Annotated in this window: 11 protein-coding genes; 7 read left to right on the top strand and 4 right to left on the bottom strand. The window is 66.3% G+C overall.

Features of this window, described 5'->3' with window-relative positions:
- Positions 1-2 precede the first annotated feature (2 nt).
- Positions 3-779: an ABC transporter permease gene (locus tag C1926_RS04805; protein WP_108758403.1), complete on the bottom strand. Its 777-nt coding sequence runs from the start codon at positions 777-779 to the stop codon at positions 3-5.
- Positions 776-1684 carry an ABC transporter ATP-binding protein gene (locus C1926_RS04800; protein ID WP_108758402.1) on the bottom strand — a complete coding sequence of 303 codons (909 nt, stop codon included), beginning with the start codon at positions 1682-1684 and terminating at the stop codon, positions 776-778. The genes C1926_RS04805 and C1926_RS04800 overlap by 4 nt, the downstream gene beginning before the upstream one ends.
- Positions 1685-1888: 204 nt before the next feature.
- Here C1926_RS04800 and C1926_RS04795 point away from each other — a divergent pair, with 204 nt between their 5' ends.
- The 5 genes from C1926_RS04795 (at position 1889) to C1926_RS04775 (ending at position 9875) form a co-directional block, all read left to right on the top strand.
- Positions 1889-3139, top strand: coding sequence for an efflux RND transporter periplasmic adaptor subunit (locus C1926_RS04795; RefSeq protein ID WP_079224933.1), 1251 nt, complete (start codon positions 1889-1891; stop codon positions 3137-3139).
- 103 nt (positions 3140-3242) lie between these two features.
- Positions 3243-3932 carry an ABC transporter ATP-binding protein gene (locus C1926_RS04790; protein ID WP_108758401.1) on the top strand — a complete coding sequence of 230 codons (690 nt, stop codon included), beginning with the start codon at positions 3243-3245 and terminating at the stop codon, positions 3930-3932.
- Between the two features lie 14 nt (positions 3933-3946).
- Complete coding sequence (locus tag C1926_RS04785; RefSeq protein WP_079224932.1) at positions 3947-5104, top strand: ABC transporter permease; 1158 nt, start codon at positions 3947-3949, stop codon at positions 5102-5104.
- Between the two features lie 12 nt (positions 5105-5116).
- Positions 5117-6433, top strand: coding sequence for an ABC transporter permease (locus tag C1926_RS04780; protein ID WP_108758400.1), 1317 nt, complete (start codon positions 5117-5119; stop codon positions 6431-6433).
- A gap of 616 nt (positions 6434-7049) precedes the next feature.
- Complete coding sequence (locus C1926_RS04775; protein ID WP_108758399.1) at positions 7050-9875, top strand: TonB-dependent receptor; 2826 nt, start codon at positions 7050-7052, stop codon at positions 9873-9875.
- A 156-nt stretch (positions 9876-10031) separates the two neighbouring features.
- Here C1926_RS04775 and rarD read toward each other — a convergent pair whose 3' ends face one another.
- Entirely contained in the window at positions 10032-10958 is a 927-nt protein-coding gene (rarD, locus tag C1926_RS04770) for an EamA family transporter RarD (protein ID WP_108758398.1), read from the bottom strand.
- On the bottom strand, positions 10955-11860 hold the full coding sequence (gene yedA, locus C1926_RS04765; protein WP_108758397.1) for a drug/metabolite exporter YedA: 906 nt from the start codon (positions 11858-11860) through the stop codon (positions 10955-10957). The genes rarD and yedA overlap by 4 nt, the downstream gene beginning before the upstream one ends.
- Positions 11861-12284: 424 nt before the next feature.
- On the opposite strand from yedA, the gene C1926_RS21420 reads away from it, so the two are divergent.
- The gene (locus C1926_RS21420; protein ID WP_159095035.1) at positions 12285-12428 is read left to right on the top strand and encodes a hypothetical protein; all 144 of its coding nucleotides are present in this window, start codon (positions 12285-12287) and stop codon (positions 12426-12428) included.
- 49 nt (positions 12429-12477) lie between these two features.
- Positions 12478-13428: a HEAT repeat domain-containing protein gene (locus C1926_RS04760; RefSeq protein WP_254057367.1), complete on the top strand. Its 951-nt coding sequence runs from the start codon at positions 12478-12480 to the stop codon at positions 13426-13428.
- Position 13429: the final 1 nt, after the last annotated feature.

The raw sequence follows: 13429 nt of genomic DNA, 5'->3' as shown, positions 1-13429 counted from the left end.
GTTCAGCCGACCCGGCGCAGGCGGCGGCGTGCCAGCAGCAGCGCCGCCACGGTCACGCCCAGCAGCACCAGCAGATGCCCGGCGATGCTGCCCACCGCCGGCTGCCCCACCACGGGCAGTGCCAGCTGGGCCAGGTGCCAGGTCGGCCACAGCGGTGCCATCGTGGAAAACAGCTTCGGCAGCGCCGACAGCGGCAGCCACAGCCCCGACAGCAGGGCCAGCGGCAGGTACACCAGGTTGACCATCGCCGGTGCCGCGCTGGCACTGGCATGGCTGCCGATCAGCAGGCCGATGGCGCCCAGCGGCAGCGCTGCCAGTGCCGCCACCGCCAGCAACTGCAGGATCTGCTGCGCCTGCAGATGCACGCCGCCCAGGGTGCAGGCCACGGTGACCAGCAGCCCGGCCACCAGCAGCGCAAACAGCACCGCCATCGCCAGCCGCGCCAGCAGGGGCGCTGCGGCCGGCATCGGCAGCGCGCGCTTCAGGGTCAGCAGGCCACCCTCGCGGTCCAGCGCCAACTGCACGCCGAAGCCGAACAGGGCCGGTGCCATCGCGCCGAACACGCAGTAGGTGGCCAGCAGGTACAGCGGCGCATGGCCACGCCCCAGCAGCACGCCGAACAACAGGTAGAACAGCACCGGGAACAGCAGCGAGGGCACGGCGAAGGCCGGCGTGCGCCAGGCCCGGCGCAGTTCGGCCTGCAGTTCGGCGATGTAGGGGCGCAGGACGGCACGCACCGATGGGCGCGGCGCAGCGAGGGAACGGGTCACGGTGTTCATGCAGCCTCCCGGGTCATGTCGAGGAAGGCGTCGGCCAGCGCCGCGCCCTGTACTTCCAGTTCCTGCAGCTGCGCATCGGCGGCCAGCAGGCGGGCCACCACCGGTTCGGCCGGGCTGGCCAACAGGTGCAGGTGCGCGCCATCGCGCTGCACCTGCTGCACGCCCGGCCAGCGCTGCACGTCCTCCACCGCCAGGCTGCTGCGGCAGCGGATGCGGCGCGGCCGGTCGGCCAGGCGCAGTTCGGCCAGCGGCGCATCGGCCAGCACGCGGCCCTGTTCCAGCACCACCACCTGCTGTGCCAGTGCTTCGGCTTCCTCCAGGTAATGGGTGGTCAGCAGCACGCCGCAGCCTTCGGCTACCAGCTGCCGGATCGCCTGCCACATCACCTGCCGCGCCTGGATGTCCAGGCCGGTGGTGGGCTCATCCAGGAACAGCACGCGCGGGCGGCCGCACAGCGCGATGGCGAACTGCACCGTGCGCTGCTGGCCACCGGACAACTGCCCATAGCGACGGCGGGCCAGATCCTGCAGGCCGGTGCGCTGCAGCACCTCCGCCAGCGGCATCGGCTCGGCGTAGCAGGCACTGGCCTGCGCCACCAGCTCATCCACCTGCAGCATCGGCGGCAGGCTGGTGCTCTGCAGCATCACGCCCAGCCCCAGGCGGCTGGCGCGCTGCTGCGGATCGCCGCCGAGCAGTTCAACCTGCCCGGCATCGGCGCGGCGCAGGCCCAGCAGCACGCTGATCGCGGTACTCTTGCCAGCACCGTTGCGGCCCAGCAGGGCCAGGACCTGGCCGGCACGCACCTGCAGGTCGATACCCTGCAGCGCGGCATGGCCGGCGTAATGCACCTGCACCTGGTGCAGGCGGGCCAGTGGGGCCGTCGTGGGGGCTGCGGTCGGATCCATCGGTGCGGTACCGGTAGCGGGGACGTTGCCATCCTGTGCCGCGCCGGTCACGTTTCGCAGTGGCCGCCGTCAGCTCCATCGGGTGACAGCTGTCACTGCCATCCCGCCCCGTGCCACCTGCATGCTGTGCTGCACGCTTGCCCACCGGAACCGCCGCTGTCGCCCTTCCGGCCATACCCGCCCGAACGCCTGTGATGGAACGCAATGAACGCTTCTGCCGAGCTGTTGAAGGAACTCCGCATCGACCGCAAGAACCCGCCGCCGTCCTCCGGGGATGGCCCGGGTGGCCGCCGCTGGCTGTGGATCGCCCTGGTCGTCATCGTGCTGCTGCTGGCCGGCGGCGCCTTCCTGCTGTTCGGCCGCGAGCCGGCACCTGAGGTCGAGACCGCACCGGCGGTGGCGATCCAGCAGGGCAGTGCCAGCAGTTCGGTGCTCGATGCCAGTGGCTACGTGGTGGCCCGACGCATGGCCACAGTGTCGGCCAAGATCACCGGCAAGGTGCGCGAAGTGATGATCGAGGAAGGCATGCGGGTGGAGGCCGGCCAGATCATGGCCACGCTGGACCCGATCGATGCCGATGCACAGCGCAGCCTGTCCGCGTCGCAGGTGCAGGCCGCGCGTGCGCAGGTGGCCGGCCTGCAGGCGCAGCAGCGCCAGGCCGCCGCCGAAGCCAGCCGCCTGCAGGCACTGGTGGGCCAGCAGCTGGTCTCGCGTTCGCAGTACGACCAGGCCGTGGCCCAGCGTGACAGCGTGCGTGCACAGCTGGATACCGCCCAGCGCAACGTCAAGGTGGCCAGCGACCAGCTCGCCATCGCCGACCTCGGCGTGGACAACAACATCGTGCGCGCGCCGTTCTCCGGCGTGGTCACCGCCAAGGCCGCGCAGCCGGGCGAGATCGTCTCGCCGCTGTCGGCCGGCGGCGGCTTCACCCGTACCGGCATCGGCACCATCGTCGACATGGATTCGCTGGAAATCGAAGTGGAAGTGGGCGAAGCCTTCATCGGCCGCGTGCAGCCGAAGATGCCGGTGGAAGCCACGCTCAATGCCTACCCGGAATGGAAGATCCCCGGCGAGGTGATCGCCATCATCCCCACCGCCGACCGTGGCAAGGCGACGGTGAAGGTGCGCGTCGCGCTGAAGGTGAAGGACCCGCGCATCGTGCCGGAGATGGGCGTGCGGGTCAGCTTCCTGGAGCAGGCGCAGCCGCAGGCCGCCGCCAGCAAGCCGCAGGGCGTGCGCGTGCCGGCCACCGCCGTGGTCGAGCGCGAAGGTGCCAGCGTGGCCTTCGTGCTGGGCGATGCCGACCGCGTGCAGCAGCGCACCGTGCAGGCCGGCCAGGCGATGGGCAAGGACCGCCAGATCCTCAAGGGCGTGAGTGCGGGTGAACCGGTGGTGGTCAACCCACCGCAGACCCTGCGCGATGGCGCCAAGGTGCAACAGAAACAAGCGCAGTAACGGCCAGGCGCCCGCGTGGCGCCGCCGGCAGCACCGTTCGACGCACGCCTGCGGCCACCGCAGGCGCAGTGCCCCGTTTCCCGCCTTCCGTGGAGAACCACCCATGTCGACCCTGGTTTCACTGCGCAACATCACCAAGACCTACCAACGCGGCCCGGAAAAAGTGCAGGTGCTGCACGGCATCGACCTGGACATCGCCAGCGGCGACTTCGTCGCGCTGATGGGCCCGTCCGGTTCGGGCAAGACCACCCTGCTCAACCTCATCGGCGGCCTGGACAACCCCAGCGGCGGCGAGATCAGCATCGAAGGCGAGCGCATCGACCAGATGAGCGGCGGCCAGCTGTCCACCTGGCGCAGCCACCACGTCGGCTTCGTCTTCCAGTTCTACAACCTGATGCCGATGCTGACCGCGCAGAAGAACGTGGAACTGCCGCTGCTGCTGACCCACCTCAGCGCCGCCCAGCGCAGGCGCAATGCCGAGATCGCGCTGACCCTGGTCGGCCTGTCCGACCGCCGCAGCCACCGCCCCAACGAACTGTCCGGCGGCCAGCAGCAGCGCGTGGCGATCGCCCGCGCCATCGTCTCCGACCCGACCTTCCTGATCTGCGACGAACCCACCGGCGACCTCGACCGGCAGTCGGCCGAGGAGATCCTGGGCCTGCTGCAGCAGCTCAACCGCGAACACGGCAAGACCATCATCATGGTCACCCATGACCCGAAGGCTGCCGAGTACGCCACCCACACGGTGCACCTGGACAAGGGCGAGCTGGCCGACGCCCCGCTGGCCCACTGACGGAGGCCCCGGCGATGAAATATTTTTCCCTTGTCTGGGCGCAGCTGTTCCGCAGCCGCACCCGGACCCTGCTGACCCTGCTCTCGGTGGTCGCCGCGTTCCTGCTGTTCGGCATGCTCGATTCGGTACGCGTGGCATTCAACTCCGGCGGCAGCGTGGAAGGTGCCAACCGCCTGGTCACCGCATCGCGCCTGTCGATCACCCAGTCGCTGCCGATCCGCCTGGAAACGCAGATCCGCCAGGTCGACGGCGTGCGCGACGTGGCCTATGGCATGTGGTTCGGCGGCATCTACCAGGACCCGAAGAACTTCTTCCCGAATTTCTCGGTGTCGCCCAACTACTTCGATGTCTACCGCGAACTGCAGATCGACCCGGCGCAGCTGGAAGACTGGAAGCAGACCCGCACCGGTGCCATCGTCGGCGAGAGCCTGGCCAACCAGTTCGGCTGGAAGATCGGCGACACCATCCCGCTGCAGGCCACCATCTTCCCGCGCGGCGGCAGCAACGACTGGCCGCTGGAACTGAAGGGCATCTTCCGTTCCAAGGACCGCGCGCAGGCGGGCAACGAAGAACGCCAGTTGATGATGAACTGGAAGTACTTCGACGAATCCAACGACTACATCAAGAACCAGGTGAGCTGGTACACGATCACCCTGGACAACCCCGACCATGCCTCGCGGGTGGCCCAGGCCATCGATGCGATCTCGGCCAACTCCGACCACGAAACCAAGACCCAGACCGAATCGGCGTTCCAGCAGGCCTTCGTCAAGCAGTTCGCGGATATCGGCATGATCGTCACCTCGATCATGGGCGCGGTGTTCTTCACCCTGCTGCTGTTGACCGGCAACACCATGGCCCAGGCCGTGCGCGAGCGCATTCCCGAACTGGCCACGCTGAAGACGCTGGGCTTCAAGGATGGCACCGTGCTGACGCTGGTGATGGTCGAGTCGGTGCTGCTGATCGGCCTCGGTGGCCTGATCGGCATGGGCCTGGCCGCGCTGGTGCTGCCGGCCATCGCGCCGAAGAGCATGGGCATGCTGCCGCCGCACGTACCCACACCCACCTGGCTGGTGGGCGTGGGCCTGATCGTGGTGATCGGCATCGTGGTCGGGCTGCTGCCTGCGCTGCGGGCCAAGCGCCTGAAGATCGTCGATGCGCTGGCCGGTCGCTGAGGAGGACTTCCAATGAACAAGCTCAAGAAGTGGCTGGGCAACGCGCTGACCGTGCTGCTGCTGGCGGTGGGCCTGGTGCTGTGGATCGGCCTGCCATGGTTTGGCGTGCTGGCCGTGGCCGTGCTGGTGGCGCTGTGGCTGCTGCTGACCCGCAGCGGCCGCCTGGCCCTGGCGGCCACCCGCATCGGCATCGCCAGCCTGCCGCAGCGCTGGGGTGCCTCCTCGGTGATCGTGGTCGGCATCGCCGGCGTGGTCGGCGTGCTGGTGGCGATGCTGGCGATGGGCGAAGGCTTCCAGGCCACGCTCAACAACACCGGCGATGACACGACCGCCATCGTGCTGCGGGGTGGTTCGCAGGCCGAGACCAACTCGGTCATCACCCGCGAACAGGTACCCACGCTATCCACCTTGCCCGGCATCACCCGCGATGGCGAAGGCCGGCCGCTGCTGTCGCCGGAACTCTCGCAGGTGGTGAACCTGGTGTCGCGGGCCGATGGCACCGACGTCAATGCGCAGTTCCGCGGCGTCGGCCCACAGGCGTGGGCGGTGCATGACAAGGTCAGGATCGTGCAGGGCCGCAAGTTCGCCACCGGCCTGCGCGAGATCGTGGTCGGCCAGGGGGCGCAGGGCCAGTTCCGCAACATGGAGGTGGGCAAGACGCTGACCCTGGGCAACCAGGCCTGGACCGTGGTGGGTGTGTTCGCCACCGGCGATGCACATGATTCGGAACTGTGGACCGACGCCGATACGCTGGCCACCACCTACCAGCGCGGTGCATGGCAGTCGATCAGCGTGCGCACCGATGGCAAGGCGGGCTTCGAGCAGTTCAAGGCGGCGGTGGCTGCCGACCCGCGCCTGAAGCTGGACGTGGAAACCACGCGCGCCTACTACAGCAAGCAGGGCGGCGGCCTGACCAAGCTGATCGACATCCTCGGCAAGGTGATCGGCACGATCATGGCAGTGGGCGCGGTGTTCGGTGCGCTCAACACCATGTATGCCGCCGTGGCCACGCGTGCACGCGAGATCGCCACCATGCGTGCGATCGGCTTCCGCGGCCTGCCGGTGGTGACCGCGGTGATGCTGGAAACCATGCTGCTGGCGCTGCTGGGTGGCTTGCTCGGTTGCGCCGTGGCCTGGTTGTTGTTCAACGGTTACAGCGTGTCCACCATCGGCAGCAATTTCAGCGCGGTGGTGTTCAAGTTCCATGTGTCGCCGGAGCTGCTGTGGAATGGGTTGAAGTGGGCGCTGGGCATCGGCCTGGTCGGTGGCCTGTTCCCGGCACTGCGCGCGGCGCGCCTGCCGATCACCACGGCGCTGCGCGAAACCTGATCGGCGCGCGGGCGTTTGGAATGATGGATGTGGAGGGGCGAAGCGAAGGCTTCGCCCTTTTTTTGTTGGGCGCCATCCACGCAGGGCGTGGATCTACTGGTGCCCTATCCACGCATGGCGTGGATCTACCGGTGCTTCATCCACGCATGGCGTGGATCTACTGGTGCCCTATCCACGCATGGCGTGGATCTACTGGTGCCTTGTCCACGCATGGCGTGGATCTACTGGTGCCCTATCCACGCATGGCGTGGATCTACCGGTGCCTTGTCCACGCATGGCGTGGATCTACCGATGCGCCTGTCGATCGCGCGGGTGTCCGCATTCCAGTAGATCCACGCCATGCGTGGATGAACGTCCGCACACTCCGTGCATTACAGATCATGCGATTGCGGCCGTTATCGGTGCCTCTGCGCATCGAAAACCGCGCGCGCGTGACGCTGCGCACAGCCCTCCTGTGGATTGTTGGTTGCGATTCATCTTCAACGCGATGAAACACGCAGGGACAAACAGTTACGAATGAAAACACTCTAGAATCCCGCCCCCCACGTTGGTTTGCAGTACCCCACGCGCCCACAGAACGGGCGCATGTTTTTTTCTGAAACACGAGATTTCACGGATGTCCCTGAAGACCACCCCGCTGCGCAACGCGATCGTCATCGCGCTGGCCGCCAGCTGCACCACCCCCGCCTTCGCACAGGATGCGGGCGACAACACCACCAACCTCGACCGCATCGAAATCACCGGCTCGCGCATCCGCCAGGCCAGTGTCGAGACCGCCCAGCCGGTGGTCGCGCTCAACCGCGCCGACATCGAGAAGAAGGGCTACGTCAACGTCGCCGACATCCTGCAGGACGTGACCGCTGCTGGCTCGCCGAGCATGAGCCGCGCGTCCTCGCTGACCTCCTCGCGCGACTTCGGTGGCATGTATGTCAGCCTGCGCGACCTGGGCCCGGAACGCAGCCTGGTGCTCATCGACGGCCGCCGCATGGGCGTCAGCGCCGGCGGTTACTCCGACCTGGCCTCGATCCCCTCGGCCATCGTCGAGCGCGTGGAAGTGCTGACCGACGGTGCCTCGGCGCTGTACGGCTCGGACGCCATCGCCGGTGTGGTCAACATCATCACCCGCAAGAACTTCGACGGTGGCGAAGCCAGCGTCTACGTCGGCCAGTACGGTGAAGGCGACGGCCAGAAGCGCTCCTACAGCGCCACCTTCGGCAAGACCTTCGACCGCGGCTGGTTCAGCGTCGGTGCCGAGCGCACCAAGGAAGACGAAGTGATGGGCGGCGCGCGCGAGTTCAGCCGCTACGTCAACGGCCCGCGCCACCCGAACGACGGCCTCAACGGCACCACGCCGTGGGGCAGCGTCACCGTCGGCGGCAAGCCGGTGACGGTCGGCCCGGGCGGCGACCCGACCGATGCAGCCAACTTCCACACGCTGAACCCGGCCGACGGTGCCAACACCAAGACCAACATGAGCCTGCTGACCGGCCTGGAGCGCACTTCGGTGTTCGCCAACGGCGGCTTCTCGGTCAACGACAACCTGCGCATCGTCGCCGACGCGCTGTACAGCAAGCGCGAATCGAGCAAGCACCTGGCCGGCTACCCGTACTCGGTCACCGCCGCACAGGCCCGCAGCGGCGCCCGTGCCGCCCTGTCCAAGGACAGCGCGTTCAACCTGTGGGGCCAGGACGTGCTGTTCTCGCACCGCACCGAAGAACTGCTGCGCGGCACCGAGAACAACCTGGAAACCAAGCGCGGCAGCCTGGGCCTGGAAGGCAGCTTCGAGACCGGCTCGCGCTACTGGGACTGGAACGTCAACTACACGTACAACCGCAATGAAGGCGAGCGCATCGGCACGGGCAGCATGTTCCAGCCGAACGTGAACCAGGCCGTCGGCCCGTCCTTCATCAAGGATGGCGTGGCCTACTGCGGTACCACCGATGCGATCATCGCCGGCTGCGTGCCGTGGAACCCGGCCGCGCCGATGGGTTACACCGGCCCGGGCTCGCTGAGCAACCAGGACGTGCAGGACTACCTGTTCGCCCGCTTCGTGGACAAGAGCCAGACCACCACCAAGGTGGCCAGCGCCAACATCTCCGGTTCGCTGTTCACCCTGCCGGCTGGCGACGTGCTGACCGCGATGGGCTTCGAGCACCGCACCGAAGAAGCACGCTACACCCCGGACCTGATGGTGCAGAACGGCCAGATCGCCGGCACCAGCGGCAAGCCGACCCAGGGCGACTACTCGCTCAACGAGGTCTACCTGGAACTGCAGGTGCCGCTGCTGGCCGACATGGCCTTCGCCCGTGAGCTGTCGCTGGACGTGGCCGGTCGCTACTCGGATTACAACAACTTCGGCTCCACCACCAACAGCAAGTTCGGCGTGAAGTGGAAGCCGATCGACAGCCTGCTGGTGCGCGCCACCTACGGCACCGGCTTCCGTGCGCCCACCGTGGACGATCTGTACGGCGGCACCGTCAGCAGCCGTGACTCGTTCACCGACCCGTGCGACACCTCGTTCGGCACCGCCGCCACCAGCGCTGCGGTTGCTGCACGCTGCAAGGCCCTGAACGTGCCGGCCAACTTCCGCCAGCTCAACAGCGACGGCACCGTCGCCAGCAAGCCGGGCCAGCAGGCCACCACCGATTTCAGCTCGGGTTCCAACCCGGACCTGAAGCCGGAAACCGCCAAGACCTGGACCGTGGGCCTGGTCTACAGCCCGGACTTCGTGCAGGGCCTGGACGTCAGCCTGGACTGGTGGAAGATCCGCATCGACAACGCCATCGTCGGCGAGTCGGCCACCAGCATCCTTGAACAGTGCTACGTGCAGGGTTCGGATGCGGCCTGCGGCCGCTTCACCCGCGGCAGCAACGGCCAGGTGAACGGGCTGGACCGCTCGCTGGTCAACGCCGGCTACCGCGAAACCGCCGGCTATGACATCAGCGCGCGCTACCGCCTGCCGGAAACCGCGTTCGGCAAGTTCGCCGTCACCTGGAACACCACCTACACCGACTACCTGGAGCAGCGTAACGACAACGCCGCCACCACGCCGGTGGAGCAGCTGACCAGCTGGGGCGGCAACTTCCGCGTGCGCTCGACCTTCAACCTGGACTGGCAGTACGGCAACCTGGGCATCGGTTGGACCGCGCGCTACTACTCCAGCATGAAGGAGAAGTGCTCCTACATGGACGAGTGCAACATCCCGGGCTTCAGCTCGGCCTACACCGATGCCTCGCCGACCAACAAGGTGGGCTCGAACACCTTCCACGACCTGCAGGTGCGTTACAGCCTGCCGTGGGATGGCACCGTTTCGCTGGGCCTGAACAACGTGTTCGACCACCAGGGTCCGGTCATGTACAGCCAGCCGAACAGCAGCTTCGTCTACTACGGCGGCTTCGACATCGGTCGTTTCATGTACATGAAGTACCAGCAGCGCTTCTAAGCCTGCACCCGCGTTCCCGTTCCGGCCAACTCTCTCCTGGCCGGAGATGGAAGCAGAACGGCGCCCCTCGGGGCGCCGTTCTTTTTTGCCGGAACCGGGGTCGGATCCCTTCGCAACGCGAAGGGCTCTGACCCCTTTCTGTGCTCAGCCCGGGGGTCAGAGCCCTCCGCGTTGCGGAGGGATCCGACCCCTCGCCGCCCGCATCGCGCGCACGTTCTCGCCGACAAACAGCACCAGCCCGGCCCAGATCACCGCAAAACCAATCGCCTTGCCGGTGTCGAATGCCTCGTGGAAGAAGAACACGCCCAGCAGCAGCTGCAGGCTCGGCGCGATGTACTGCAGGATGCCGACCAGCGACAGCGGAATGCGCTTCACACCGTAGGCGAAGCCGATCAGCGGCACCGCGGTGACCACGCCACCGAAGACCAGCAGCAGGTCGTTGCGCAACCCCCAACCATGGAAGAACGCGCCGCCATGGCCGTTCTCGGCCCACACCGCAAACGCCAGCGCCGGCAGGAACAGGTACAGGCTTTCCACGCCCAGCCCGGCCACCGGATCCACCGACACCAGCTTGCGCAGCAGGCCGTACAGGCCGAACGAACAGGCCAGCCCCAGCGCGATCCACGGCGGCGTGCCGGCATCGATGGTCAGCCAGGCCACGCCCACGGCGGCCATCGCCACGGCCACCCACTGCAGGCGGCGCAGGCGTTCCTTCAGCACCAGCACGCCCAGCAGCACGTTCACCAGCGGATTGATGAAGTAGCCCAGGCTGGTTTCAATCACATGCCCGGCGTTGACCGCCCAGATGTACAGGCCCCAATTGAAGGCGATGGTCAGGCTGGATACCGCCAGGATCGGCAGCGCGCGTGGCTGCGCGGCGATTTTCCGCCACCAGCCCAGGCGCGCGCTCAGCAGCAGCCACGCCACCACCAGTACCGTGGACCAGATGATGCGGTGGGCGATGATCTGGAACGAAGGCACCTCGTTGAGCAGGTGCCAGTACACCGGCACCAGCCCCCACAGCACGAAGGTGGAGGCGGTGACCAGCAGGCCGCGGCGTTGTTCTTGTTCGTCCATGCTCATTTCTTCCAGGTCCGCGCCAGGGTCAGCACCACCACGCCCAGCAGGATCACCGCCATGGCCAGGAAGTCGCGCCAGCCGAAATGCTCACCGTTCAGTGCCGCACCCAGCAGCACCGCAATCACCGGGTTCACGTACGCATAGCTGCCGGCCAGCGCCGGGCGCACGTTGTGCAGCAACCAGACGTAAGCGGTGAAGGCCACGATGGAACCAAAGACACACAGGTAGGCCATGGCCAGCAGGCCGCTGGTATCGGGCAGCGTGGTCGGGCGCTCGCCCACCGCCAGGCCGATCAGCACCAGCAGCACGCCGCCGCAGATCATCTGCCCGGCGGCGGTCATGAACGGGCCGGGCAGGTCCAGCCCGCGCGCCCACACCGAGCCGAAGGCCCAGCCGATCGGCGCGATCAGCAGCAGCACCAGCCCGGTCGGCGAGGCGGTCAGGCTGCTGCCGGCGTTGAGCCAGACCACGCCGATGAAGCCCACCGCGATGCCCAGCCATTCACCACGGCTGGCGTGCTGGCCGCGCAACGCCGAGAACAGCGCCATCCACAGCGGTACCGAGGCCACCGCCGTGGCCGCCAGGCCTGAAGAGACCTCGCGCTCGGCCAGCACCACCATGCCGTTGCCCAGCACCAGCATGGTCAAGCCCATGATGACCAGGTTGCGCCACTGCCGCAGGGTCGGCCGCGGCATCTTCCAGAACAGGCGCAGGGCCAGGTACATCAGGCCGCCGGCAATGATGAAGCGGCTGCCGGACACCATCGTGAGCGGCAGCGCGCCACCGTGCAGGGCCTTGGCGATGCCCAGGTAGGTCGAGCCCCAGACCACGTAGACCAGCAGCAGCGCCAGCGCGACAAGGCCACCCCGGGGGGCAGCCGCAGAAGGAACAGGGGAAGCCGACATGACGCACCAGCAGGCAGGGGAAAACGGATTCTAGAAGGTTCGGGTGACGGAAATCACCCCGGTTCTGGAAGTGAGCTCGTAAGCCGACGGCCCAATCAGAGTTTCTGGCATCACGCATGGGCTAAAACCCGAGCGGGATCTTCCCCTGAGAACGGAATTCACAAGCGAAGCATGACGCTTTCTATCGAAGCTCCAGCAACTGGGATCCAGGTCATAAAAACCTTCTTCGCGATCATTGAAAACGGATCTGCCCAGCATGAGTTGGGCCACCGATCTGTAAGGAGAAACCAATGGATGGCATTCCGCTCCCCCTCACCCCAGCCGTGGGTTTGGCTGGCACTTCAATGCTCTGCTCGCCGATTGAACCAGTAACGATTGCCGTCGCAATCGTCATCGCCGTTCTCCCCGTATAAGGAATATAGACATGAAACCCACCGCACTTCCGAGGCAACAGCACCCGGTTGGCATGCATGGCTCATGCATCCTGATCGAAACAACGGGAGCTGGCTGCGCAGCAGTTGGCGTCGTCGTCGGCATCCTGATCAATCGTGGCATTCACCCGATTTGAAGTAAATCGGCGGCGGGCCGGATTCCCGGCCCACCGCACTGGAGGCGGCATGGAACGTCCGAGGCAAATGCTTGACCTGGCTGATGATCCTTCCCAGCTTCAGAAACTGAAGACTGCTCATAGAAGGAATACCTCACTCCTCAGCGCACTTGAAGCGACAGGCCAAGCGAATCGAATTCGTGGCTGGAGCAAATGTATCCGCGGCGACGGCGCCACCGCGATGAATCGTAAGTTGATGCTATCCATCTGTCGGGAGTTCGATCTGCCGACTTTGAAGCAGCACTTCGGCAGGGAGTGCCGGAACCATCTTGAGAGCGCGCTCTACACAACGCCCGGGCGATTCTTCGTGAAGCAACCTCTGGCGGGGATGGTCATCTATAAGGACGAGCACGTGCAGATTCATTACATGCACAGGCCGCCACGTCAGCTCATTGCAGCTCCAGAGGGTGACACCGAGACAGGGATCACGATCATCGGGATGGACTCTCTCGTGCTGTTCGCGCAGACAGAGCACGTCAGCCACCAGACATTCTCCATTGAGTGCGACGATGCAGCGGCGCCAGCACTTGGCCCTCCCTCCAGCGGGAACTCCCAATCAGGAGATTTCGTGTTTCTAGAGGGTGGTAGACAGGGAATGCGCCTGCTTCAAGGAGATGCGCCCACGTCGATGATCATTTGCCTCGCCGCGCTGCCGAGATGTGAAGCAACCAAGCACTTCTCCCTCAGGACCAGCCAACTGGTCGGCTGCACAGCAGCCAGGATCACTGACTCCCGCCTCCAGCTCATCGCTACGGCACTTGCCCAGCTAGGGGGCAGCGGAGCTGCAAATTCGCTTCTTGACCTATCCCATCATCCGACGACGTTCGTGCGCTGGAATGCCCTCCGGGCGCTTTACCAGATCGACCCGAAATCAGCATCTACGCGCCTGTCGGAGATGAGAGAAGACGATCCTAGTGATGAGATAAGAAGCCTCGCGGCCCGTTCAATGGAACAAGGATGAA

This window comes from Stenotrophomonas sp. ZAC14A_NAIMI4_1, assembly GCF_003086915.1.
Taxonomy (GTDB): Bacteria; Pseudomonadota; Gammaproteobacteria; order Xanthomonadales; family Xanthomonadaceae; genus Stenotrophomonas.
Note: the sequence above shows the minus strand (reverse complement) of the source record. Positions and strands in the feature narration are given on the sequence as shown.

Excerpts from the sequence above, each read along its gene's own strand:
- C1926_RS04805 (WP_108758403.1), bottom strand. The coding sequence starts at position 779 with ATGAACACCGTGACCCGTTCCCTCGCTGCGCCGCGCCCATCGGTGCGT.
- C1926_RS04800 (WP_108758402.1), bottom strand. The coding sequence starts at position 1,684 with ATGGATCCGACCGCAGCCCCCACGACGGCCCCACTGGCCCGCCTGCAC.
- C1926_RS04795 (WP_079224933.1), top strand. The coding sequence starts at position 1,889 with ATGAACGCTTCTGCCGAGCTGTTGAAGGAACTCCGCATCGACCGCAAG.
- C1926_RS04790 (WP_108758401.1), top strand. The coding sequence starts at position 3,243 with ATGTCGACCCTGGTTTCACTGCGCAACATCACCAAGACCTACCAACGC.
- C1926_RS04785 (WP_079224932.1), top strand. The coding sequence starts at position 3,947 with ATGAAATATTTTTCCCTTGTCTGGGCGCAGCTGTTCCGCAGCCGCACC.
- C1926_RS04780 (WP_108758400.1), top strand. The coding sequence starts at position 5,117 with ATGAACAAGCTCAAGAAGTGGCTGGGCAACGCGCTGACCGTGCTGCTG.
- C1926_RS04775 (WP_108758399.1), top strand. The coding sequence starts at position 7,050 with ATGTCCCTGAAGACCACCCCGCTGCGCAACGCGATCGTCATCGCGCTG.
- rarD (WP_108758398.1), bottom strand. The coding sequence starts at position 10,958 with ATGAGCATGGACGAACAAGAACAACGCCGCGGCCTGCTGGTCACCGCC.
- yedA (WP_108758397.1), bottom strand. The coding sequence starts at position 11,860 with ATGTCGGCTTCCCCTGTTCCTTCTGCGGCTGCCCCCCGGGGTGGCCTT.
- C1926_RS21420 (WP_159095035.1), top strand. The coding sequence starts at position 12,285 with ATGAAACCCACCGCACTTCCGAGGCAACAGCACCCGGTTGGCATGCAT.
- C1926_RS04760 (WP_254057367.1), top strand. The coding sequence starts at position 12,478 with ATGGAACGTCCGAGGCAAATGCTTGACCTGGCTGATGATCCTTCCCAG.